This window comes from Asticcacaulis tiandongensis (assembly GCF_006475605.1).
Classification (GTDB): Bacteria; Pseudomonadota; Alphaproteobacteria; order Caulobacterales; family Caulobacteraceae; genus Asticcacaulis; species Asticcacaulis tiandongensis.
Genome location: NZ_SSBC01000010.1, coordinates 82,817 through 107,896, shown reverse-complemented (window position 1 = coordinate 107,896; position 25,080 = coordinate 82,817). Strand labels below are relative to the sequence as shown.

At 55.0% G+C, this 25,080-nt stretch carries 20 protein-coding genes; 11 read left to right on the top strand and 9 right to left on the bottom strand.

The window, feature by feature from the left end:
- Positions 1-145: 145 nt before the first annotated feature.
- A complete protein-coding gene (locus E5201_RS04490) occupies positions 146-1,843 on the top strand; it encodes a cellulase family glycosylhydrolase (RefSeq protein ID WP_140984813.1) in 1,698 nt (565 codons plus the stop codon).
- A gap of 44 nt (positions 1,844-1,887) precedes the next feature.
- On the opposite strand, the gene E5201_RS04485 is transcribed toward E5201_RS04490, so the two are convergent.
- Positions 1,888-4,506: a TonB-dependent receptor gene (locus tag E5201_RS04485; RefSeq protein ID WP_140984812.1), complete on the bottom strand. Its 2,619-nt coding sequence runs from the start codon at positions 4,504-4,506 to the stop codon at positions 1,888-1,890.
- A 487-nt stretch (positions 4,507-4,993) separates the two neighbouring features.
- On the opposite strand from E5201_RS04485, the gene E5201_RS04480 reads away from it, so the two are divergent.
- Entirely contained in the window at positions 4,994-6,415 is a 1,422-nt protein-coding gene (locus E5201_RS04480) for a protein adenylyltransferase SelO (protein ID WP_140984811.1), read from the top strand.
- A 1-nt stretch (position 6,416) separates the two neighbouring features.
- Here E5201_RS04480 and E5201_RS04475 read toward each other — a convergent pair whose 3' ends face one another.
- The 6 genes from E5201_RS04475 to E5201_RS04450 form a co-directional block, all read right to left on the bottom strand.
- Positions 6,417-6,776 (bottom strand): hypothetical protein, encoded by a 360-nt coding sequence (locus tag E5201_RS04475; protein ID WP_140984810.1) that lies wholly within the window; start codon positions 6,774-6,776, stop codon positions 6,417-6,419.
- 19 nt (positions 6,777-6,795) lie between these two features.
- Complete coding sequence (gene dxs, locus E5201_RS04470) at positions 6,796-8,721, bottom strand: 1-deoxy-D-xylulose-5-phosphate synthase (RefSeq protein WP_140984809.1); 1,926 nt, start codon at positions 8,719-8,721, stop codon at positions 6,796-6,798.
- Between the two features lie 98 nt (positions 8,722-8,819).
- A complete protein-coding gene (locus tag E5201_RS04465; protein ID WP_181404537.1) occupies positions 8,820-9,737 on the bottom strand; it encodes a polyprenyl synthetase family protein in 918 nt (305 codons plus the stop codon).
- Positions 9,738-9,792: 55 nt separating this feature from the next.
- Complete coding sequence (locus E5201_RS04460) at positions 9,793-10,035, bottom strand: exodeoxyribonuclease VII small subunit (RefSeq protein ID WP_140984808.1); 243 nt, start codon at positions 10,033-10,035, stop codon at positions 9,793-9,795.
- A 24-nt stretch (positions 10,036-10,059) separates the two neighbouring features.
- Positions 10,060-10,662 (bottom strand): histidine phosphatase family protein, encoded by a 603-nt coding sequence (locus E5201_RS04455; protein WP_140984807.1) that lies wholly within the window; start codon positions 10,660-10,662, stop codon positions 10,060-10,062.
- Between the two features lie 175 nt (positions 10,663-10,837).
- Positions 10,838-12,094, bottom strand: coding sequence for an SAM-dependent methyltransferase (locus E5201_RS04450; protein ID WP_140984806.1), 1,257 nt, complete (start codon positions 12,092-12,094; stop codon positions 10,838-10,840).
- Positions 12,095-12,257: 163 nt separating this feature from the next.
- Between E5201_RS04450 and E5201_RS04445 the strand changes: the two genes are divergently transcribed.
- Positions 12,258-12,737 (top strand): surface-adhesin E family protein, encoded by a 480-nt coding sequence (locus E5201_RS04445; RefSeq protein WP_140984805.1) that lies wholly within the window; start codon positions 12,258-12,260, stop codon positions 12,735-12,737.
- A 63-nt stretch (positions 12,738-12,800) separates the two neighbouring features.
- On the opposite strand, the gene E5201_RS04440 is transcribed toward E5201_RS04445, so the two are convergent.
- A complete protein-coding gene (locus tag E5201_RS04440; protein ID WP_140984804.1) occupies positions 12,801-15,674 on the bottom strand; it encodes a TIM-barrel domain-containing protein in 2,874 nt (957 codons plus the stop codon).
- A 26-nt stretch (positions 15,675-15,700) separates the two neighbouring features.
- Positions 15,701-17,320, bottom strand: coding sequence for a GH35 family beta-galactosidase (locus E5201_RS04435; protein WP_140986040.1), 1,620 nt, complete (start codon positions 17,318-17,320; stop codon positions 15,701-15,703).
- Positions 17,321-17,743: 423 nt separating this feature from the next.
- Between E5201_RS04435 and E5201_RS04430 the strand changes: the two genes are divergently transcribed.
- The 8 genes from E5201_RS04430 to E5201_RS04395 all read left to right on the top strand — a co-directional run bounded on the left by E5201_RS04430 (position 17,744) and on the right by E5201_RS04395 (position 25,050).
- Positions 17,744-18,448, top strand: a complete 705-nt coding sequence (locus E5201_RS04430; protein ID WP_140984803.1) for a FadR/GntR family transcriptional regulator — start codon at positions 17,744-17,746, stop codon at positions 18,446-18,448.
- Positions 18,449-18,555: 107 nt separating this feature from the next.
- Entirely contained in the window at positions 18,556-18,795 is a 240-nt protein-coding gene (locus E5201_RS04425; protein WP_140984802.1) for an aa3-type cytochrome c oxidase subunit IV, read from the top strand.
- Between the two features lie 77 nt (positions 18,796-18,872).
- Positions 18,873-19,715 carry a DUF817 domain-containing protein gene (locus E5201_RS04420; RefSeq protein ID WP_140984801.1) on the top strand — a complete coding sequence of 281 codons (843 nt, stop codon included), beginning with the start codon at positions 18,873-18,875 and terminating at the stop codon, positions 19,713-19,715.
- Between the two features lie 205 nt (positions 19,716-19,920).
- Complete coding sequence (locus E5201_RS04415) at positions 19,921-21,051, top strand: Re/Si-specific NAD(P)(+) transhydrogenase subunit alpha (protein ID WP_140984800.1); 1,131 nt, start codon at positions 19,921-19,923, stop codon at positions 21,049-21,051.
- A 12-nt stretch (positions 21,052-21,063) separates the two neighbouring features.
- Entirely contained in the window at positions 21,064-21,393 is a 330-nt protein-coding gene (locus E5201_RS04410; RefSeq protein ID WP_140984799.1) for a proton-translocating transhydrogenase family protein, read from the top strand.
- Positions 21,393-22,811, top strand: a complete 1,419-nt coding sequence (locus E5201_RS04405; RefSeq protein ID WP_140984798.1) for an NAD(P)(+) transhydrogenase (Re/Si-specific) subunit beta — start codon at positions 21,393-21,395, stop codon at positions 22,809-22,811. Before E5201_RS04410 ends, E5201_RS04405 begins: the two co-directional genes overlap by 1 nt.
- A 165-nt stretch (positions 22,812-22,976) precedes the next feature.
- A complete protein-coding gene (locus E5201_RS04400; protein WP_140984797.1) occupies positions 22,977-23,351 on the top strand; it encodes a hypothetical protein in 375 nt (124 codons plus the stop codon).
- Between the two features lie 64 nt (positions 23,352-23,415).
- Positions 23,416-25,050, top strand: coding sequence for an FMN-binding glutamate synthase family protein (locus E5201_RS04395; protein WP_246050394.1), 1,635 nt, complete (start codon positions 23,416-23,418; stop codon positions 25,048-25,050).
- The last annotated feature ends 30 nt before the right edge of the window (positions 25,051-25,080 follow it).

The window sequence follows — 25,080 nt, the reverse complement described above, 5'->3', positions numbered from 1 at the left end:
CCTTCAAATCGAAATGACATCGATGTCATTTTTCTTGACTTGCCCGTTCACTCCCCTAATTTACCGCGCATAATCATAATAATGCCGATCAGGATTTTCCGGTTTTCACACCGGAGAACGACACGTGCAACTCAGGGGAGCTATCATGAAACGAGCCGTTCTTTATCTGGCATTAGGCTGTCTTTCATTGGGCCAGTCTGCCATCGCCAAAGATTTTCTATCGACGCAGGGCCATCACATCATCAACGAGCGCCAGGAGCCGGTTATATTACGCGGCATGGGGCTGGGTGGCTGGATGTTGCAGGAAGGCTATATGCTGGAACTGTCGAACTTCGGCACGCAGCAGGTTATCCGCGCCGAAATTGAAAAGCTGATCGGGCCACAGAAGACAAAAGATTTCTATACAGCATGGCTCGATAACCACACCACCAAGGCCGACATCGATGCCATGAAGCGCTGGGGATTCAACTCCGTGCGCCTGCCGATGCACTACAACCTCTATACCCTCCCCGTCGATCAGGAGCCGGTGAAGGGGGAAAACACCTGGCTAGAGGACGGATTTCGCCGCACAGATCAACTGATTGAATGGGCGAAGGCCAATGACATCTATGTCATTCTGGATCTGCACGCCGCGCCGGGGGGACAGGGTAATGACCTCAACATATCTGACCGCGACCCGACAAAACCGTCTTTCTGGGACGACATGGCCCACCAAGACAAGGCAGTGGCGCTGTGGGTTAAACTGGCCGAGCGTTACAAGGATGAGCCCTATATCGCCGGTTATGACCTGATCAATGAGCCGAACTGGGGGTTCACTGATCCGGCCGATAAAAACGGCTGTAAGGAAAAGGACAACACACCTCTGCGGCAGTTCCTGACGCGGGCCACCAAGGCCATCCGCGAAGTCGATACGAAACACATCATCTTCATTGAGGGCAATTGCTGGGGCAATAATTACGAGGGCGTGTTCAGCAATGGTGTCTGGGATGACAATATGGTCATCAGTTTCCACAAATACTGGAACCATACGACGCCTGATACGTTGGCCGGTGTTCTGGCCCTGCGCGATCAGCATAATCTGCCGCTGTGGCTGGGGGAGACGGGTGAAAATTCCAATGACTGGTTCGCCCGCACCGTTCATCTGGCTGAAAGCCATGGCATCGGTTGGGCGTGGTGGCCGCTGAAGAAAATCCGCTATAATAACCCGCTGCAAATCGTACCGAACGAAGGCTACAACCGTCTTCTGGCCTACTGGCAGGGTAAGGGTGAAAAGCCTGCGCCTCAGGAAGCGGAAGCCGCCCTGATGCAGTTTGCAACTCACGACATACATCATGATAACAACATTTATCACCCCGATGTCGTCGATGCCCTGTTCCGTGCGCCGCACACCGACTCCACAGTCCCGTTTAAGGCGCATAATATCGGGCCGGAAGGCGGGTCTGTGCGCGCCGCTGATTTCGACATGGGGCGCAATCATCACGCCTATTTTGACCTGACACCGGCCAATTATCATGTCTCAGACGGCGGGGAACGGGTGACATGGAATCCGGCCATGACCTATCGCAATGACGGGGTTGATCTGGGGATCGCTCAGGACGGCAGCGTCTTCGTTGCGGATATGCAGGCGGGGGAATGGCTGAAATTCACCTTGAATGCCGAAGCCGACGGGGCCTTTGACCTGACGGTTGATAAAAGCGGTGGTGAGGTTGCGCTGTACCTGAACGGGCAAGTTCTGCCTGACCTTACGGGTGTAAAGCTTCTGAAAGGCAGCAACACCCTAATAGTAAAGGCCGAAACCAATGGTTTCGACCTTTATGGCATCGATTTCGCGCCCGTAAGATAATCTGCGCGCCTCCCTCCTGCTTAGCGGGAGGGAGGTTGAAAATCCTAGTACTTCACCCGCAGGGTCAGGCCATAGGTTCTTGGCTGGCCCATAAAGGCATCGTAGGTATTGCTATCAAGCGTCGCATTATAATAGGTGCCATCCGGCTGAACCGTGGGCTGGAAGCCTGAGCCCTGCATTGGCGCATTGATGACCACCTGCTTATAGGCCTCGTCAGTCAGGTTCTGCGCCCAGAGTTCTAGCATCCAGCGCTGATCCGGTGCACCAATGCCGAAGCGGGCATTCACCAGCGTGTAGCCATCCTGCATCTTGAACGGGATCAGATCCGAACCGGTATTATAGGAGTCCGAATATTTGGCCGAGATATTGGCCAGACCGCGCAGATTTTCCGTAACCCGTCCAGTCCATGTCGCCGCCAGAGAGCCTGACCATTCCGGTGCAAACGACATCTGCGCACCGGGCAAAAGGGACAGTTGCGGGAAGCGCGCCGGATTAGACAGGTCCCCCGGCCCGAAGTCGCCAAACTCGGTCTTGGCATAGGACAGGCCACCTTGAAGGCTCAGGCCACGGATAGGCGTGTTCCAGTAAATGTCAGCATCGATACCCTGCGACGTCAGTTCAGGGATCGATTCCACCACAAAAGCCGTTCCCAGGAAGGTATTGAGTTGGAAGTCATGATAGGTCTGATCGAACACCGAGACATTGAGGATCAGGCGATTATTATAGAAATTGCTCTTAACCCCGAGTTCATAGGAATCGACGGTTTCCGGCCCGAAGTAGAGCGATGCCTCAGGCGTAAGGCCGGTTGTGGCCCGATCCAGATTATAGCCCCCGCCCTTATAGCCACGGGCATAGGAGGCATAGGCCATGAAATTATCACTGAAGCGGTAGCTGCCCTTAAGGGTGCCCGACCATTCTTTTTCGGTGACTTTTTCGGCCAGCGAACGGTTGGTGAAGGCCGGATTGGCCCAGAAGGTACAAAGATTGCCCGCTAGTGTCGCGGCGCGGTTATTGGTTGGGGTTGAAGCGGCAATTGCCCCGATCCAGTAAGGGTTGGCACCCGCACCAATGGCCGCAGCAGCATCACCGTTGTTTTGCGCATAGAGTGCGCCCGCCTGCTGATAAACCGCCAGTGCCGAACCACAGCCTATGCCGCCATCGGTATTATTGTAATAGGCGGACATCTTCTTGGTTTCCTGCGTATAGCGCAGTCCCATAGTCACTTCGAAGCGGTCAGTGAACTTGTAGCTGTTGTTGGTAAACAGCGCGAGGCTTTCGGAATTTTGCTTATACCTATCAAGTGCCTGCTGCCCGCCCACATAGGAGGTGCCCGGCGCGCGTCCGGTCAGTGCCGAAATAAAGGTCGGTGTCGCATTGGCCTGACCGAGCATATTGGCCGACAGTACCAGTGACAGATAGGTTTCGTACTGGCTGCCGTAAACATAGGAGTCGTTACGCGTCAGGTCTTCGTCGGAATAGAAGGCACCCACCAGCCAGTTGAGCCGGTCATTGCCGCCTGCCAGGCGCAGTTCCTGAGAAAACGTGTCGAACTTGGCAGAGAAATCGCCATTGTCATTGCGATAGAGAATGTCGGCACCGGTATAGTCGATATCCTGACCATTGACGTTCTTCCAGCTACGGATGCCGGTCACCGAGGTCAGGGTCGAACCGCCGAAAGCGTTAAGCTCTTGGTTGACCTCGACCGTTACCCCGCCATCGGTAATGCGCTGGGCTGTGTCGCGGTTGGAATAAGCGACACGGGCTTCCGGGTCAGCCGTAGCCGCAATCCCCTGCCCGCCCGTCAGCATGTTGATAATCGCGCCTGTCGGGCCGGTACGGGTCTGAACGGTGGCGCAGCAATATTCCGAACGGCGCGAATAGTCGCCGATAACGCGGATCTTGGTGCGCTCAGACGGGGTAAATAGTAACTGACCACGAATAGTGCCAAAATTCTGCGTGGCATCTTCGGTAACGGTACGCGGCCCGATACCGGTATTCACATCATAAAAGCCGCCGCGTTCGCGCTTGGCGATATAGAGACGCGCTGCCACCTGATCCTCAACCAGAGGACCGGTTATAGCCGCCGAGAAACCGCGCGCATCATAGTTGCCCACCGTGGCTTCAGCTTCGGCCCCGAAGAAGAAATCCGGTTCCTTGGAGATAATATTGATCACACCGGCCGAGGTATTTTTACCAAACAGCGTACCTTGCGGCCCCTTAAGGACTTCAATGCGCGACAGTTCGCCCAGATCACCAAAGCCTACGCCATTACGCGGGCGGTAAACGCCGTCAATAACCACACCAACTGACGATTCCATGCCGGGATTATCGCCCACCGTACCCACGCCGCGAATCCGCGCGGTGGTCAGGCTTTCGTTCTGGGTTGAGGTCACCGTCAGGCCAGGTGTCAGCACCTGCATATCCTTGATGTCACGTACACCGGCATCCTGAAGAAGCTTGGCCGGAAGGGTCGTGACCACAATCGGCACATCCTGCAAGGATTGTTCGCGCTTTTGCGCCGTGACTGTAATAGTCGTGACTTCATCCGTTTCATCCTGGGCATAGACAGGCGCCAGACCACTGAGGACGAAGACAAGACTTGTGGTGACCATTAAAGACTTATTAAGGGTAATTTTCGCTTTAACTGAATTGACGGTGCGCATTTCACTTCCCTTAGGTAAACAGGCGTCAGTACATAACCCACGCAGGCACTACAAAGGGTTAATAAGTGACGCGGACGGCGTTCCTATCTTATAGTTTCTTAATTCACACCCCGTTTGGGGGTTACATTACTTTACCCTAAGAGTTATGGCACAGCACGAAGGCATGACAATTCATAAATTTCATTGCACTGCACACAGCATGTTTGAATAAAGCGGTGGATAAACGGATTAAAAATGCGCCGAAAAAAACCCAACAACCATAAAAACCAATGAATAATTGACACTTACGTAAACGTAAAGTTTATCCATGAACGCGCAACCGCCATATTGCGCCCGCACATAGCCGATATCACAGTTGCGTCATATTTTGTTCGCTATGGTATTTTGATCACCATTCCCATAGGTAAGGCGATTAATCGCGCATACTGATGCGGTTTAAAGTGCCGATTTACAAACATAATTTTTATATTCTGCGAAAGCGTTCCGCATGCCCTCCTTACGCACCTATCATCCTGATCCGCTTTTGAGTCGCAGCGGCATTGATGTGCTCGATAGGGTAGAAGCGGCAGATTTTCCGCAGACTGTATTGCGCTATCGCAATAATTGGGCGGCGGCGTCCGTTGGACTAGACGACCTGTCTGATGCCGAATGGCTGGCCCATTTCGGGCGATTCGCCCCCCTGCCCAACAATCAGCCTCAGCCGCTGGCCCTGCGCTATCACGGCCATCAGTTCCGGCAATATAACCCCGATCTGGGGGACGGACGCGGATTTTTGTTTGCACAATTACGCGATAATCAGGGGCGTTTACTTGATCTTGGCACCAAGGGGTCAGGCCAGACCCCGTGGTCGCGCGGCGGTGACGGACGCCTGACCCTCAAAGGCGGCGTGCGTGAGGTACTGGCCACAGCCCTGCTTGAGGCCGTGGGCGTCAACACCTCAAAAAGCTTTTCCCTGATTGAAACGGGAGAAGCCCTGCAACGCCACGATGAGCCCTCTCCGACACGTGGCGCAGTTCTGGTGCGCCTGAGCCATAGTCACATCCGCTTTGGCACCTTTGAACGCATGGCCTATCTCAATCAGACCGATGAGATGACGCAACTGATCCGGTTTGTGGCCGACACCTACTACCCTGATCTGTCAGCTCATGAAGGCGCGGCCTTAAGCGCGGCCCTATTCGATCAGGTCGTCAGCAAAACAGCTCAACTCTGTGCGCAGTGGATGTGCGCAGGTTTTGTGCATGGCGTGCTGAATACAGACAATATGAACATTACCGGCGAAAGCTTTGATTACGGCCCTTACCGTTTTCTACCCTATTATCAGCCGGACTTCACAGCGGCCTATTTCGACCGTACGGGGCTTTATGCCTATGGCCGTCAGCCGGAAGCCGTGTTCTGGAACCTCAACCGTCTGGCACAGTGCTTCCTCCTGACCTGTGAGGACAAGCCGCTGATTGCATCGCTGGAAACCTTCGGTGAACGTTTTGAGGCAGCGATGAATATCGCGTTTCTCAGGCGGCTGAACCTCAGCCCCAGAGATAACGAGAGCGACACTGCGCTTGTGGCAGCAGGCTTCAAAGGCCTGGCGCACCTGTCACCGGATGGCGGATTTGAAGGCTTCTTCTTTGACTGGTTTGGTGGTTCCTTAAGCGAAGCCCGCGCCCTGAACGGCCCGCGCAAAGCCTTTTATCAGGACGAAGCCTTCGCACCGTTTCGAAACTTGCTTGAGCCTTACGAGGCCGTGGACGCCACCCGACTGACGCACGCGGCCTTCGCCCAGCCAGAACCTGTGACACTGATCTATGAAGAGATCGAAGCCCTGTGGACACCGATAACCGAACATGACGACTGGTCGCTATTTGAGCAAAAACTGGCCGAGATAGACAACTACAGGCAGGCCTTAAACCTGTAACCTATTCCGGGCAGGGGATTTTCGTCGCATCTTCGGCCAGAAGGCTATAGCCCTGCACCTTGGCACGCGCCGTATCTTTCGCCGCAATGCTGAAGATCACAATACGTCCGTCAGGGTAGCCGCACGCCGCCGGATACATCCGGCCATCGCTTCCACAAGAGGCGTCGGTCACCCTCACACCGGCCTGCGCCAGTTCACCGCGCAACGCATCCAACGACTTCCCGCCGTCTTCACATTGCTTTGAGCCGGTGGATTTAGACACCTGAATGGTCTCGGAAAGCACCGGTCCGTTGACCGCCTCATCGCCTGTGGCGCAACCGGTCATCAGAACGGCGGCCAATAATGGAAATACCAAACGCATTTTTCGTGCCTTTCGGTTGTCAGACCGCCGCCATACGGGCAATGGTCGCCTCATCAAGCCCCAAAGCAAACAGCGCCGTTGCCACAATACCCGAGGCATCCAGACCCGCATCACGATACTGGTTTTCCGGCTTGTCGTGATCCTGAAACACATCCGGCAGGGTCAGGGTGCGTATCTTAAGCCCCTTATCCAGCGCCCCCACTGAAGCGAGATAATGCAGCACAAAGGCCCCGAAACCACCAACCGCGCCCTCTTCGACCGTAATCAGGCATTCGTGGTGTCGCGCCAGTTGCAACACCAGTTCCGTATCCAGTGGCTTGGCAAAACGGGCATCGGCCACAGTCGTTGAAAACCCCTTGGCATTAAGCGTATCTGCTGCCTTAAGCGCTTCCTGCAAACGCGTACCAAAGGACAGGATGGCGACCTTTGAGCCCTCGCGGACAATGCGCCCCTTACCGATTTCAAAAGGGGCCGCCACTTCGGGGATGGAGACACCCACCCCTTCGCCACGCGGATAACGAAAGGCCGAGGGCCCGTCATCATAGGCGGCGGCGGTGGCAATCATGCCCGCCAGTTCCGCCTCATCCGAAGCGGCCATCAGCACCATTTGAGGCAAGGCTCCGAGATAGCCGATGTCAAAGGTACCGGCATGGGTCGCGCCATCGGCTCCGACCAGCCCCGCACGGTCAATGGCAAAGCGTACCGGAAGGTTCTGCAAGGCGACATCATGTGCCACCTGATCATACCCGCGCTGCAAAAAGGTCGAATAGATGGCGCAGAACGGCTTCATGCCCTCTGCCGCCAGACCGGCGGCAAAGGTCACCGCATGCTGTTCGGCGATCCCGACATCATAGGTACGGTCGGGGAAAACCTCAGCAAAACGATCAAGCCCCGTCCCCGAGGGCATGGCAGCGGTAATACCGACAATTTTCGGATCGATCCGCGCCTGTTTGATCAACTCAGAGGCAAAAACTTCGGTGTAGCTTGGGGCATTGGCCTTAGGCTTTGATTGTTCGCCGGTGATGATATCGAATTTGGAAACACCGTGATATTTGTCGGCGGCCTCTTCGGCAGGGATATAGCCGTGACCTTTTTTGGTGACCACATGCACCAGCACAGGGCGGTCGTTGATCTCACGCACCTTCTTAAGCACCGCCAGAAGATGCTCCAGATTATGGCCGTCAATCGGCCCGACATAATAGAAGCCGAGTTCCTCGAAAAAGGTGCCGCCGGTAAACCAGGTGCGGGAAAATTCTTCGGATTTACGCGCCTGCTCATAAAGTGACTTCGGCAAACGCTCAGCCACTGACTTGCCCCAGCGACGCACCGCCTGATAGGCTGTGCCGGACACCAGATTTGCCAGATAGGCACTCATGCCCCCGACCGGAGGCGCAATCGACATATCATTGTCGTTAAGGATGACCGTCAGATTTTTGGTGGTTTCGGCAGCCTTGTTCATCGCCTCATAGGCCATGCCCGCCGACATGGAACCATCACCGATGACGGCAATCACCTTATTGTCTTCGCCCTTAAGGTCACGCGCGGCACAGAAACCGAGCGCTGCCGAAATCGAGGTCGCGGCATGGGCTGCACCAAACGGATCATAGACGCTTTCAGAACGCTTGGTGAAGCCCGACAACCCACCGCCCTGACGAAGCGTGCGGATGCGGTCACGCCGTCCGGTCAGTATCTTATGCGGATAGGTCTGATGGCCGACATCCCAGATGAGAATATCGCGCGGGGTTTCAAACACGTGATGTAGGGCCACCGTCAGTTCGACCACCCCAAGCGCTGACCCCAGATGCCCGCCGGTTTTGGAAACCACCGATATGGTCTCCTGACGCACTTCATCGGCCAGAACCTTCAGGTCAGCCGCCGTCAGATCGCGGATTCTCTCAGGAGCGTCGAGCGTATCAAGAACAGGCGTAACGGGCGAATGCAGCATAAGGGGCAGATACTCTGTGGCCGGATCAGGCTTAGGATGCGATCCTATCGCGGGGTTTATAAAAAGTCTGCGTCGAAAAACCGCGTTTTCTAATCAGATTAATTCTGGCGGTTTAGCACGAAATCAACACTATCGCGCAGGATTTGCGCCGATGACCCGAAAATATCAAGTCTCGCCTTGGCCTGTTCAGATAAAATCTGCACCTTACCCTTGGCTTCGCCCAGCCCCAGAAGGGTGACGAAATTGGTTTTTCCCTTTTCCGCATCCTTACCACCGGCTGCTTTCCCCAGAAGGTCGGGGTCACCTTCTACATCCAGAAGATCATCCGCAATCTGATAAGCCAGCCCGACATCCTGAGCGAAATGGATCAGGGCGTGGGATTCCTTTTCACCGGCATCGGCAATAATAAGCGGAATTTCAAACGCATAACCAATTAAGGCCCCCGTCTTCAGGCGCTGCATACGTGCCACGCCCCCCAGATCGTCCGTCACACCAATCAGGTCAATCATCTGACCACCCGCCATGCCCTGTGCGCCCGATGCCTGCGCCAGACGCATCATCAACTCGCAACGGATCATGGGGTCTTCGTGGGTATCTTCGTGTGACAATATTTCAAAAGCCACGCTTTGCAGGGCATCGCCCGCCAGAACGGCCGTCGCCTCATCATAGGCACGGTGCACCGTCAATTGCCCGCGACGCACATCATCATCGTCCATACACGGCAGGTCATCATGCACCAGCGAATAGGCATGGATACACTCAAGCGCACAGGCGGCCCGCAATACCGCCTGAGGGTCAGCGTCAAACAAACGACCGGTTTCAAGCGCGAAAAACGGACGCAAGCGCTTGCCCGGACCAAGCACCGCATAGCGCATGGCTTCCATCAGGCGGGACTCAGGCCCCTCACCGCGCGGCAGAAGCTGATCAAGGGCCATGGTCACAAGATCAGCCGTCTCCTGCATGCGTCGCTGCAACGGCGGAAGATCAGAATTGGCAGCGGTCAGAGGCAAATCCATATAATCCTAAAGTATGTCCCGACTGGCCGAAACCAGGACTCTCATTAAAACGGCTCTAATTAAAATCGGCGGCGGCGGTTCCCTCAACCTGCCCTGCCTTGTTAAGGGTAATTTTTTCAACCTGCAAGCGCGCGGCCTCAAGCCGCTGTTCACACAAGGCCTTAAGGGCGGCCCCTCGCTCATAGAGTTGCAGCGATTTTTCAAGCGGTGCCTGACCGGATTCCAGTTCAGCCACGATCTTTTCAAGCTGAGACAAGGCGTCTTCGAAGGACAGGGTATCGGTAAGATTTTCGCTCATTTTACAGGTTCTCTAATTTTTAAATTAGTGGCTACGCTTTTCGTAGCGGCGACAGCCCCAGTACTTAAACCCCTGCTCGCAGGTTTGGCCATAGCCCGCCTTCACCAGTTCCAGAGAAATCATAAAATTGAAATAGCCATGCGCCATCAGCAGCACATCGCCGCCTTCAGAAGCCTTTTCAATCAGGAAACGGGCGGCCTCACGTGCGCGCACTTCGGCCTGTTTGCGATTTTCCTGTCCCTGATGATGGTTAAACGCCCACCACCAGATTCGCGATATCCCACCCCAGTATTTAGGTGAAAACCTGATGAAATTCGGAAACTTCGGCGGTGGCAAAGGCGCTTCGACAAACAAGGGCAAGGACTGAAAAGGTTTACCGTCTGACACGGCCTTAGCGGTTTCAATAGAACGTGGCAGGGTCGAGGAGAAAATATAGGCGGCCTCTCGCGCATAGGCTTTCAGGCGCTCAGGCGGAATCTGCCCTTCAAGCAGACCGGACTCATCATAACGCCGCCACCAGTCGCGATAGCCTTCGGCGGTCAGCTTTACCCGTCGGGACAAGGCCGGTTCACCATGCCGCGTCAGGGTAATTGCGCCGTAAGGCTTTGCCCCGTCTTCGGTTTTCACCCTATCCTGCACTGGCTGCACTGCGCCCCCAAATCGGTAACCGTCCGCACATCACAGCCGATTCTCCGTTTGTTGTTAAAGGAACGGGTTTGGTAGCCCGCTCAACAAGGGGTTACAAGTGTTTATTGTGCTGTCACTTTGCGGCCTGAGCGCAATTTCCCAACCCTATCCCCAATTAGTTTGCCGGTTTTTGCACCCCGAAATGCACGACATTGGTGCGTCCGGTGCGAAAACCGGCCTCACAATAGGCGAGATAGAAGAGCCAGAGTTTACGGAAGGCGCGGTCAAATCCGGTGATGCGCCCCTCCGTCCATGCGGTCTCAAACCGCTGCGCCCACAGTTTCAGCGTCAGGGCATAGTCATGCCCAAAACCGGCATCAGACAAGACCTCAAGACCGGCTTTTTGTGTCTGATCTTTCAAGCGCCCTATTGAGGGCAGCATACCCCCGGGGAAGATATACTTCTGAATAAAATCAGGCCGTTCCTTATATTCTTCAAACAGATCATCGCGAATGGTAATGACCTGAAGCCCCGCCTTGCCCCCGGGTTTCAGACAGGCCTTAAGCTGTTTAAAATAGTCGTCCCAGTATTGCTCGCCCACGGCCTCAAACATCTCGATTGAGACAATGGCGTCATACTGGCCGGTAACATCACGGTAATCGAGAAGCCGGATATCAACCCTGTCACTCAGCCCCAGACGCTGCATACGTTCGACCGCATAGTCATATTGGGCCGGTGAGATGGTCAGGCAGGTCACTTTTGCCCCGATCACCCCGGCGGCATATTCGGCAAAGCCACCCCAGCCACAGCCAATCTCAAGCACATGCTGGTCAGGTTTAAGCTCAATCAGCCTCGACAGGGCGGCATATTTCTCGGTCTGCGCCGCCTCAAGCACTTTTTGTGCATCAGCCTTGACGATCGCCTGCTTTTTAAACAGAGCCGAGGAATAGGTCATGGTGGCATCAAGCCACTGACTGTAAAAAGCATTACCCAGATCATAGTGGGCGAAAATGTTCTTCCTTGAGCCTTCGCGCGTATTGCGATTGAGGAAATGGCCAATGCGATTGACCATTTTGATGACCGGATGGCCTGTCAGGAAACGTTTCAGGCGATCTATATTGAGGGTGACCACCTCAAGCAAGGCCGCCAGATCCGGTGTATCCCACTCCCCTTTACGGTAACCGTCACAAAATCCGATATCGCCTGAAGCCAGAACGCGGCGCAGGAAACGGAAATCATGCACCTTAAGAATGCCTTTCGGCCCCGGCTCCTGTCCTTTGATCTCATAGACGCCACCATTGGGGAAAATGATTTCCAGCGTGCCCGTGCGCCAGTTGCGCCCCAGTGTCCTGAGGCTGCGCCTTAAACCCGCCGGTACGATCTGCATATCCGGCACGTTCAGGGATTGTGTCTCAAAGGATGTAGAAACCATAAGCTACGTCTCCTTAAAGGCATTAAATAACAAGCACAGCTAACGGGCCTCGACCGTAAAAAATCCATACATAAATCATAGAACCGCATCCCCCCTGAACAGGGGTTGTGTGACGGTCTCTGAGCACGGACACTTGGTCACCTATTCTTTGAAAGCTTCAATCATGCTGAAACGCGCAGTTATTTCCGTCTCTGTCCTGTGCGCCGCCCTTTTGCCCGCCATGGCCCATGCAGATGTTTATGTGGTGGATTCGCTGGCGAATGGTGCCACGGCGATTTTCGTCAATACGAACATTGCCGAACCCGCCCCACAGTTGCGGCGCGCTACCATAATCATGGTCAGTAACGGCCCGGCCATTAAGGACGACATCAAGCATACGCACATTACCTATGAGATTAACTGCGCAACCAGTCAGTTACGCGCGGTCGGACTCAAAGCCTATAACACCAGCAACGCCCTGACACTTAATGATGATTCCGTTGATAGTGCCTCGTCTCCAATCAAAACCGGCAGCGTGTTCGACACCATAAAACAGCTGGCTTGCAGCACGCCGGAGGCCCGCGAAACCGATTACGGCAAGCGTAAGTTGCCTGACGATAAAATGGTGGCCTTTGCCGATTACCTCTTTAGTAATCCCGAATAGTCAGGCAGCAAAAATAAAGCCCGAAGCATGCGCTTCGGGCTTTACGTTTTTATGGCTTACAGCCTATCTGGACTTTACCGTCAGAGCCTTACCTGTATAGGCCACCTGTGTATCGGAGGCTTCAAAGTCGGTGGTTTTGCCGCCGGCCCTGATGAAGCGCACCTTGAACTGACGGTTGGCCACCATGCCCTCGAAGTTGCCTTCGCGCGCGGCAATCGTCAGTACACCCGACTTGTCGTCATAGCTGAAGTTAATGCGGCTATGGGCCCCTGCCTTCTGATAAGCATTGGTCACGCCATCATCCTCATAGAGGCTAAAGGCCCCATCAGCGCCCGTATAGACATTGATCGTCAACGGTGCATCCGGCTTTTCATCGACATATTGCGTCACCGGCCCCATAGGGACAATCGAGCCCGCCTTGACAAACAGCGGCATCTGATCGAGCGGTGCGGCGACGTTCAGTTCCTGACCGCCGGTATGCTTCTGACCGGTATAGAAATCATACCAGTCTGCGCCCGCTGGTAGATAAACCTGACGTGACGTGGAATCGAACTTATAGACCGGCGCGACCAGGAAAGCCTTACCGAACATATACTGATCGTTGAGGTTACGTACCTTCGGATCGTGGTCGAAATCGAATACCAGACCGCGCATCAGGGTGCCGGACTTGTAATAGCTATCGGACGCCGAAGCATAGATATAGGGCATCAGGCGATAACGCAGTTCAAGGAACCACACCATATTGGCCCGCATATCGCTGCCTTCGGGGGAGATTTCGTGGATTTCCCGCTTCACCCCTTCGCCGTGTGAGCGCATCAGGGGCGAGAAGGCCCCAAACTGCCACCAGCGTTGATTCAGTTGACGCCATTCGCGGATGTCCTCAGCCGTGCCAGAACCCCCGCCACCACGATTTTCCTGAAGCATGCCGACCTGAGCACCCTGAAAACGGGTTTCCTGCGCATAGCCGCCAATGTCATGCGTCCAGTTCGGCACGCCCGACAGGCCGGTCTGTACGCCGGCGGAAATCTGGTCAAGATAGTTGGCCCATGTGCCGACCACATCACCGCTCCACAGAGCCGCAGAATTACGCTGCACACCGGCAAAGCCTGAACGCGTCAGAATAAAGTGACGTGTATCGGGCTTATCGCGTTGCAGGCCGTCAAACACCGCCGCCGTCGCCACCAGAGAATAGGCATTATGCACCAAGGCCCCCGGCCCCATCTGGGTCGGCGTGATCAGCTTGGCGAAGTCTTCTATACGTTCGTTGGAATTGACATCAGGCTCGGTATTATCGATCCACCAGGCGTCAATGCCGAGATGACCAAGTTTACTGCTAAGCTGGCGATAGTACATATCGCGGGCTTCCTGATTATAGGGCGAGTAGTGGCTGTTAAGATAGCCGGGCCCGACCCAGTCCTTCGTACCGTTTTTGACGTTCTGCGTCCACATATAGCCTTTGGACTCAAATTCTTTGTAGTGTTCGGTATTGGCGTAGAACTTACCCCAGATCGAGAACATGATGCGGGCATTTTTGTCATGCACCTCATCCACCATCGCCTTAGGGTCAGGGAAGCGCGACTTATCGAAGTCGTGTGAACCCCACTGGTCTTCGGGCCAGTAGAACCAGTCCTGTACGATATTATCGATCGGCCACTTGTTTTCACGGTAGGTGCGCAGGACGCTCAGAAGCTGCTCCTGTGTCTCATAACGCTGGCGTGACTGCCAGAAACCATAGGCCCACTTCGGCATCAGCGGCGCTTCGCCGGTCACATGACGATAGCCGCCAATGACCTCATCAAGGTCCGCACCTGAAATGAAGAAGTAGTTGAGGCCGGTACCGGCTTCTGAGGTCAGGTTCAGCGAGTGTTTATCGATATCCGGCCGTGGATTGTTATGATGGATGGCGATCATGCCGCCCGCCGGTTCCCATTCGACCTGAAGCTTAACCGGCTCTCCGGCTTTAAATTCCTGCTCGAAATTGTGGTACCAGGGGTTCCAGTTCTGACGCCAGATGCGGTCAAAGATGGTCTTACCATCGACCTTAAGGGTGGCATAGTCAGACGAGTACATCCGAAGCTTATGCACGCCGCTATGCTCCGAGGTCATGGTGCCTTCCCAGACCACCTTAACCTTCTTGCCTTGTGTCGCTTCGCGTGTCAGGGCGGCGTCTTTCGGCCAGAACTCGGCTACGTCCTTGAGGTACTGATAACGGATGTCGTCTTCGATGCGGGTCAGCACCAGTTGACCATCGACATAATATTTCGCGGTCAGGCCTTTGGAGCCATCCACCGCCGTCAGCTTCAGGTCACGGCTGAACAGGGCATAGGGTGTCGGATTACCGAAACGTGTGACGGAGTTATTATCCCACAGGATGCCATACTTCTTGTTGGACACCAGGAACGGAATACCGATGTCCATATTGTGCTGGCGCAGCTCGACATCTTCGCCGTTCAGATCCATCTGGGCGTTCTGATGTTGCCCCAGCCCATAGAAGCTTTCTTTGGTGCCACGGTTAAATTGCGCGGACACCGATACAAAGGGCTTGCCCTCAATGGTTACCGGCGTGATTGAGCTCTGGTGCTCATTAAGAACCGCCTCGCCCTTGGCATTATAGAAGGTCAGCTTGCCATCGGTAAGCGAGACATCAGCCGATGCCTTAGGCAGGGTGATGCGCACCTTGCCACCCGTTTCACTGGTCTTAAAGTCACCCGAAGGCTTCGCGACCTGCATCAGGCTTTCGATCTGCTCACGCGCCGGATCATCAACCGCCAGCACCTGAATGATACTATCGCCATAAACGGTCAGGCGAACTTCTTTGGCGCTACCTGTGTCCGGCTTTACGACAATGCCGGTTTCCGTGCGCTCCCATGTGCCTGCCAGTGCCGTCGAGGCCATCAGACAGGCCACAAGCGCCGGTGCAAACATATAAGGTTTCATAGTTTTCTCCCAGTTTTATATTCGTATTAATAGGTTGCCAGCTTGACCTTGAGGATGCGGGGCGCATCCGTCAGGTTCAGTCCGTAATCCGTCTGGTCACCGTTCCAGATGCGATCGACAACCCACTTGCCGTCAACGAAGCGGCCCTCTTCGACCGATCGGTAAATCACATTCTTGCCCTTTTGTTTGTCGCCGACATCAAAGGTCACGCGGGCATGAAGCCCCAGAAGCAGAAACTCGTCTTCGGACAATTGTGCGACCACCATGCCGCCATTGGGCTTTTCACGCCCAGGCACAGCCTCGAAATCCCCAAGCCATGTCCAGTTCTTGAACCCGAACTGCCATTCGCCATAGGACACAGTCGCCTTCCAGCGGCCATTGAGATCAACCACCTGATCTGCGCGGTCATCACCTTCGGCAACGCCCCATGTCTGATTTTCAAACGCCAGCTTCGCCCATTCGCGTTGCGCGGGGCCAAACAGGGCATAGACCTTCGAAAAGGGCTTCAGGCCTTCCGGACTGATGTCCTTGCCGCCCAGCGGATAGTTGGTGTAGCCGGTGTAGTCGATGCCAAACGGGGCAAAGCCGATACCACCACGCCCGAACACACTGAAGGCGTAACGGGCAAATTCAGTATCCGAGCCGGTTTCCGGCACAAACAGCGGGTTATCGTACTTGCTGTAAAGATCAAGCACGGCCTCGTAGTTCTTCGAATCGCGCTTATAGATATCCGGCGCGATGATATCGATTTTGGGTGCCGCCGCCTGATAGATGTCGATCACATTGTGGGTAGGCCCGCCCGAAGAATAGGACTCCGGCCCGACATCCAGAAGTGGCTCACGAATAGCGGCATTGACATACATCGGCAGGTCATATTCAGCACGACCGGCTTCAGCGACGCCATTAATATAGCTGGCGATATGCCAGGCATGGAAATATTCGTCCGCATGTTTGCCGAACACCTGTTCCCAGCTGTTCTGGCCTTTGGCGGGTTTCAGACCCTTCTTTTTCAGAAGCGCTTCGGGCACGGGGCCCTTGAAGACTTTTTCAGCCTTGGGCGAATAATCGCGTACCGAACCATAGGTGCCGCTCTCGTTCTGCACCTGCACCATAATGACCGTGTGCTGCTCGCCATCGATTTTCTTGAGGTGGCGCATCAGGGCGGCAAAAGCCTTTTTGTCGGCCTCAAGCGTCGTTTCTTCCATTGGCGACAGACAATAGGAGATGGTGCCATCCTGCTTGGTCATACGCGGGAAACGCTTATTGTTCAGTTTCACCCAGTCCGGCGCATAGTGCGGCGAGGTATTTTTCCACGTACCGAACCACAAGAGCACAACGCGGACATTATTTTCACGCGCCTGAGTGACCAAAGCATCGACAAACGAGAAATCATATTGGCCTTCGACCGGCTCAACCTGCTCCCACGCGACATTGACCTCTACGGTGTTGGCACCGATGTCTTTCAGCGCTGGCCACACATACGGAAGCTGTGACGGATAGTTCGAAGAATTGTTCACCTGCGCCCCAAGCATCAGGTAGGGCGCGCCATCCACCATTAACGCCGCCTTGCCATTCTTTTTGACAAGATGCGGTATAGGCTTAGGGGCGGATTGTGCCAGTGCCGCAGGGGCTGCCGATACCGACATGACCATCGCCGCCGCAGCCAGTGTGAGCACACCCTGACGAATGCCTTTGCGAATGACAGCGCTTACCTTAGACGTCGAGCTACCGGATAATTTCATGTGCATATGTGTCTGTGTCTCCATCCCTCAAGCCAGATTGCAGCTGTTTACCATACCGCTGGCCCTGATTTATCTTATAATTTTGTGTAGCATTATAGATTTAAAGCACAAGCCAAAAGTGATAACGCTATCATCACAACGACTTTAAAATCCCCAACCCATTATAATTATAGATGAAATGAGACAACAGCCTTTGACTTTTTAACGAGATTGACTATGGCTGTGTTGTACACTTACCCTCTGGACAATTACGGTATTTTCTGCCGTTAAATATAAGGGTGTCCGTTTTTAAACCGTAACGCCCATTTACAGGCAGGCCAAATTCTTATGCGCACACCTCACGGCGTCAGCCTTACCTACGGATTACTGGAAACGCTCGGGCAATCGATTGTCTCCGGTGCCTATGACGGGCGGGGCTTTCCGACCGAAGCCGAGCTTTGCACGCAATTCAGCGCCAGCCGCACGGTGGCGCGCGAAGCGGTTAAAATGCTGACGGCCAAGGGCCTGTTGAGCGCACGTCCACGTCAGGGCACCAAGGTGGAACCGGTCAGCCGGTGGAACCTGCTTGACCCCGATGTCACGCGCTGGCTGATGGAACGCCCGTTCTCAAACACGATCTATCGCGAATTCACCGAGGTACGTCTGGCGATTGAGCCGGTGGCGGCATCGCTTGCGGCCACGCGCGCCAACCGCAAAGATATTCAGGCAATCCGTGACGGGCTTAACGGCATGCGCGATAATGCCAGTGAACATGAGCAGGCCCTTCAGGCTGACATCGAATTTCACGTGGCCATCCTGCGCGCGTCGGGTAATCCGTTCTTCTGGCAACTGCGGGAACTGATCAACACCGCCTTACGCATATCCATTAGCATTACCAATAAGGTAGCGGGGCACACGGCGTCCATTCCAGCGCACGAAGCCGTCCTGCTGGCGATCGAAGCCGGTGATGCCGAGGGCGCGCAACTGGCTATGCAGGCCATATTGCGCGAATCCCTCGACCTTATTGGCACCTATCAGCCGGAACTGGCCTGAACGGTTTGCCGCAACCGTAAATAATTCCCCTAAACGCCAATTGACGTGTGGGCAGGGCTTTTGTAAGACAGCCAGACTCACAGTCCCTTCTTCAGGAACCGCTATCCATGGCCGATCACAACTCTGACCACATCAAAGGTGAAATGGACATCCACGAACAACGCGCCAGCTATGAGTTGTTCGGCAACCTCACCAAGTGGGGCAGCCTGATCGTAGCCGTTGCCCTCCTGTTCTTCACCATCTGGTTTGCCGTCAGTGGCGCAGGTTTCCTGCCCGCCGCGATTACCGCTATTGTCGTTTCGATTATTGGCTTCTTCATTCTGAAAGAAAAGCCCGACGCGCACTGATAGCCTGATAAGCCATCATCACTTTCCGAAAGCGCCGCGGGTTTTAACCTTCGGCGCTTTTTTATTACGGTCCCTCAATGCCCCCTCACCCGCTGGCCACCTATCTTCAGCCTGCTCGCCGGATCATCCGGCAGGGGCTTGGATATCTGCCCCCTACCCTTGCCGAATTTGTTCTGTTTGGCCTGAAAATGGCCTGGGCCTGCCTGTTTGGCGCGGTGATGCTGGGGCTGCTAATTCTCACGCACCTGTTCTGGCCGGAAAACGCGCCCATACATCGCTACGATTTTCTGTTTGTCGCCGCACTGATCACACAGATCCTTATGCTGTGGTTTCGGCTTGAGAGTCTTGAGGAAGCCAAGGTTATCCTGCTCTACCATCTGGTGGGTACGGTAATGGAGATATTCAAAACCCATGTTGGGTCATGGAGCTATCCGGAACCAGCTCTGATCCGCATCGCGGCGGTGCCCCTGTTTACCGGCTTTATGTATGCCTGCGTCGGGTCATTTATAGCGCGCGCCATTCGCATATTCGATATGCGCTTTAATCGCTATCCGCCTTTTTGGCTAACCGGCTGTCTGGCGGCGCTGATCTACGTCAACTTTTTCACACACCACTATATCTATGACATCCGCTACCTGCTGTTCGCCGCCATAGCCCTACTGTTTTTCCGCACCATGATCGTCTATCGCATAGACCGTAAAAACCGGCATATGCCCTTCATTCTCGCCAATATACTCACGGCGTTTTTCCTGTGGGTAGCTGAGAATATCGGCACGGTTACGCGCACATGGGTCTATCCCGACCAGCAGACCTGGCACCTTGTCAGTCTGCACAAGATGGGAGCCTGGGCGCTGTTACTGGTCCTCAGTTTTGTGATGGTGAGTACGGTTGTGAAACCTCAGCCCGCGGAAAAGAAATAAGATCATGCCCCACAAACAATTTGACACCGGTGTCACATACGTTTTTATAACACCGTCATGAAAAGAGGGCGCGCCTGACAAACTGTAACAAGCCTTTACAACATGCTTAATTCTGCTAAGGCCCTAAGCCTGCACCGAATAATAACAAACTCTTACACGTCAAAGAATTTACGGCTTTGCGCCGAACATTCTGAGGAGACTTAACTTGGCCATAAACATAGCCATCACCAAAGAAACCCGATCGGGTGAGACGCGGGTCGCCGCGACACCTGATACTGTGAAAAAGTGGGTGTCCGCCGGTCAGACGGTTCTGATCGAATCCGGCGCCGGTATTTCTGCGTCGTTTTCCGATGACGCCTTCGCACAAGCCGGTGCGACCATCACCACGGCTCAGGAAGCCAAATCGATGGCAGACATCTGGCTTAAGGTACGCGGTCCCGAGGCCTCAGAGGTTGCGGGCCTGAAATCCGGCGCGACCGTTGTCGCCCTTCTGGATGCGCACCGTGAAAAGGATGCCCTGAAAGCTCTGGCCGATGCAGGTGCCACTGCATATGCCATGGAATTCGTGCCGCGTATTACCCGTGCTCAGGTCATGGATGCCCTGTCGTCTCAGGCCAATCTGGCCGGTTACCGCGCCGTCATCGACGCCGCCTACCTTTATGGTAAGTCGTTCCCGATGATGATGACCGCTGCGGGCACGGTTGCCCCCGCCAAGGTATTCATCATGGGCGTTGGCGTTGCCGGTCTTCAGGCCATCGCCACCGCCCGTCGTCTGGGGGCGGTCGTGACCGCCACTGACGTGCGTCCGGCCACCAAGGAACAGGTCGAATCGCTGGGTGCCAAGTTCCTTGCAGTTGAGGACGAAGAGTTCAAAAACGCCCAGACCGCAGGCGGCTATGCCAAGGAGATGTCGCCGGAATATAAGGCCAAGCAGGCAGAGCTTGTGTCTTCGCACATCGCCAAGCAGGACATTGTTATCACCACCGCCCTGATCCCCGGCCGCGCCGCCCCTGTGCTGGTGACCAGGGCTCAGGTCGCTTCGATGAAAGCCGGTTCGGTTCTGGTTGACCTGGCAGCGCCTCAGGGCGGCAATGTCGAAGGCACCGTCGCCGACACTGTGGCCGATGTGAACGGCGTCAAGATCTATGGCCCGACCAATATCGTCACGGCCATCGGCAATGATGCCTCCGCGCTCTATGCCAAGAACCTGCAAGCCTTCGTAGGCCTGCTGATCAACAAGGAAGGCCAGTTCGCGCCCGATTTCGAAGACGAAATCCTCAAGGCGGCTCTGGTCACCCAAAACGGTGCGGTTGTGCACCCTGCCCTGCAATCATAAGGGGGAGCCATAATGGAACATATCAATCCTACCGTATTCTATTTCGCCATCTTCGTACTGGCCGTCTTTGTCGGTTACTACGTTGTCTGGTCAGTGACCCCCGCCCTGCACACGCCGCTTATGGCTGTGACCAACGCGATTTCATCCGTGATCATCGTCGGTGCGCTCATGGCGGCTGCCGCGTCGGGTTTCGGCGCAGGCGCATGGGTATCCAAGGGATCTGGCGCAGTTGCTGCTGCCCTTGCTGCGGTCAATATCTTCGGGGGCTTTATGGTCACCCGCCGCATGCTGGCCATGTATAAGAAAAAAGAAAAGCCCGTTAAAAAAGAAGGGGCACACTAATGTCATATACGGATTTCTCCGCACTCGCCTACCTTGTGTCAGGCGTGCTCTTCATCCTTGCCCTGCGCGGGCTGTCTTCGCCTGAAACCAGCCGTCAGGGTAACCTCTATGGCATGGTCGGTATGGCTATTGCCGTTGGCGTAACGCTCCTTGGCCTGTTTATCGGTGGCTCGCTCGATGTCGTTACCATCGCCCTTATCCTTGGCGGCATCGCCGTCGGTGGTATCGCCGGTGGTCTGATCGCCAAAAAGGTCTCCATGACCTCCATGCCGCAGCTTGTGGCCGCATTCCACTCACTGGTTGGTCTGTCGGCCTGTCTGGTGGCTGTCGGTGCCATGTATGCCCCCGAAGCTTTCCATATCGACTCCGGCCTCGGCATCAAGACGGCATCTCTGATTGAACTTTCGCTCGGCGTGGCCATCGGTGCCATCACCTTCACCGGTTCGGTCATCGCCTTTGCCAAGCTGAACGGCAACATGTCCGGCGCGCCGATCATCCTGCCTGCCCGTCACCTGCTGAACATCGCGCTCGCCGTGGCTGTGGTCGTGCTGATCGGTGTCCTGATCGCCACTGCCGGTCAGGCTGTCTGGGCTTTCTGGGCTATCTTTGCTATCGCGCTGGTGCTGGGTATCACCCTCATCATCCCTATCGGTGGTGCGGACATGCCGGTCGTCGTGTCGATGCTGAACTCCTACTCTGGTTGGGCCGCTGCGGCTCTGGGTTTCACGCTGGAAAACGTTGCCCTGATCATCACCGGTGCACTGGTCGGTTCGTCAGGTGCCATCCTGTCCTACATCATGTGTAAGGGCATGAACCGCTCATTCTTCAGCGTTATCTTAGGTGGCTTCGGCGCCGACACCTCTGCGGCAGCCGGTGGCGGCAAGGTCGAAACCCGTCCGGTAAAGCAGGGTTCGGCTGACGATGCGGCCTTCATCATGAAGAACGCCTCCAAGGTCATCATTGTTCCCGGTTACGGTATGGCCGTGGCTCAGGCCCAGCACGCCCTGCGTGAAATGGCCGACAAACTGAAGGAAGAAGGCGTCGAAGTGAAGTACGCCATCCACCCTGTTGCTGGTCGTATGCCCGGTCACATGAACGTACTGCTGGCCGAAGCCAATGTGCCCTATGACGAAGTGTTCGAGCTTGAGGACATCAACTCCGAGTTCTCAACGGCTGACGTGGCCTTTGTTATCGGCGCTAACGACGTGACCAATCCGGCGGCCAAGACCGACCCGACTTCGGCCATCTTCGGCATGCCGATCCTCGATGTCGAAAAGGCCCGCACGGTTCTGTTCATCAAGCGCGGCATGTCTTCAGGCTATGCAGGCGTTGAAAACGAACTGTTCTTCCGCGACAACACCATGATGCTGTTTGCCGACGCGAAGAAGATGGTCGAAGGCATCGTTAAGGCGCTTTAAGATCAAAGATAAGATTCAAGGGGCCTTAGGCCCCTTGACCCCATACCTAAGAGCAGATGGCAACATCTGCTCTTTTTATTTGCGCGCCATTAAATTAGTGATCATCATGCGCCCATGCGGGGGAAAAAACCAAAATTGCAACCAGATGACAAGCAAAGCATATATGTGCGCTTTGTTTGCTCCCATTTGGTTGACGGGCAAAGATACAGACTGGGCCTGTTTCAGGTTAGGGATTACGTCAGAACCAATGAGCACTCCGAAGGTTGGGCCTTAAGCCTCATCGAAGAGGCCAGTCTATGGTTTGAAGAAAAACTGGAACGCCCCACTATATTTAATTATGGCCAGAAAAAAGACGCTCAGCAACCCATCTGCTGGTTTAAGCCCGAAGCGCGGGAACATATTCAGCGCATGCACGATCTGAAAATCGCCTTCGAAGCCTGCGGTATTCACGTAGAGGTTCTGCGCACCCGTGATGTCGGAAAAATACTATACGAAGACGAACATCAAATCGCCGCCATTCCCAATCGCTTCACCTTCTGAGAAGGCCATTAGCCTTTGCGCTTGAATACAGCTAAGCTGCACCAAAAATCTGCCGAGGTTCATTGTGCTGCCAGTTACGCGTTATTTCGTTTTTCGTATGGTCTTGTTGCTGACGGTTCTGGCCGTCATCGGCGGGTATTATGTGCACCCGCTGATCTATCGTGCGCTTTATGTCCTGCTGCCGCTTTCGGCGCTCGGCATCTATGACCGCGTGCAGACCCGTCACGCCATCTTGCGTAACTATCCGCTGATGGGGCATTTCCGTTTTTTGTTTGAGAGCATCCGCGTCGAAATTCGTCAGTATTTCATCGAAGATGATCAGGCCCCTGTCCCCTACAGCCGCGAACAGCGCGCACTGGTTTATCAGCGCTCAAAGAACGAAACCGATAAGCTACCCTTCGGCACCATCAAGGACGTCAATGCCATCGGCTATGGCTGGTTATCCCACTCGCTGAAACCCGTCTCTAATCTTGATCATGACTTCCGTCTGACCATGGGCGGTAAGGACTGTCAGAAGCCTTATTCAGCCTCGATTTTCAATATTTCCGGCATGAGCTTCGGGGCCATGTCGGCCAATGCCGTTCTGGCCCTCAGCAAAGGTGCCAAAACCGGAAACTTTGCCCAGAATACCGGCGAAGGCTCAATCAGCCCTTACCACCGTCAGGGCGGCGGCGACCTGATCTGGCAAATTGCCTCCGGTTATTTCGGTTGCCGAACCGCCGAGGGGCGATTTGACCCTGAGGCCTTTGCCCGTCAGGCCGCGGATCCTCAGGTAAAGATGATTGAGATCAAGCTGTCGCAAGGGGCCAAGCCCGGTCACGGCGGCATATTGCCTAAGGCCAAGATTACCCCTGAAATTGCCGCTACACGCCTGATTTCCCGCGATCATGACTGTGAATCACCCGCAGCTCATCCGGAATTTTCCACTCCGCGTGAAACCATTCAGTTTATCGCCAGACTACGTGAACTCTCCGGCGGCAAGCCCGTTGGCCTTAAGCTGGCTATTGGGCATCGTTCTGAATTCTTAAGCCTTGTCAAAGCCATGCTGGCGATGGGTACCGCGCCTGATTTCATCGTCGTCGATGGTGGCGAAGGCGGCACGGGGGCCGCACCGCTTGAGTTATCCAACAATGTCGGCCTGCCGCTGATTGAGGGCCTGAGCTATGTGCACAATGCCCTGCTGGGGGCCGGTCTGCGTCAGGAAGTCCGCGTCGGTGCGTCGGGTAAGATCGTTTCGGCCTTTGATATCTGTCGTATCATGGCGCTGGGGGCCGATTTCATTATGGCTGCGCGTCCGTTCATGTTCTCGGTCGGCTGTATTCAGGCCCGCGCCTGTCATACCAATAAATGCCCGACCGGCGTCACCACTCAGGATAAGAAACGCCAGAGCGCACTGGTCGTCGAGGACAAATATATCCGCGTCGCCAACTATCATCGCAACACTATGAAGGCGCTGGCTGAGATGCTGGGCACCGCAGGGATAAAACATCCCGGCGATGTGCGTCCCTGGCATCTGCATATCCGTGCCAATACCGGTGAGATTATTCGCGGTGATGTCGCCTATCCGCGCGTCAAAGACGGCGCGCTGATCGATGGTACGGCCAATGAAGCCTTAATGCGCGAATGGCATCGGGCGCAGATCGACTCCTATGATCAGATGGACGAAAGCATTGTAAAGGCAGTGACTACGCCCGCTTGATAAATCCTTGTCGTCCCCCACATTGGCTTT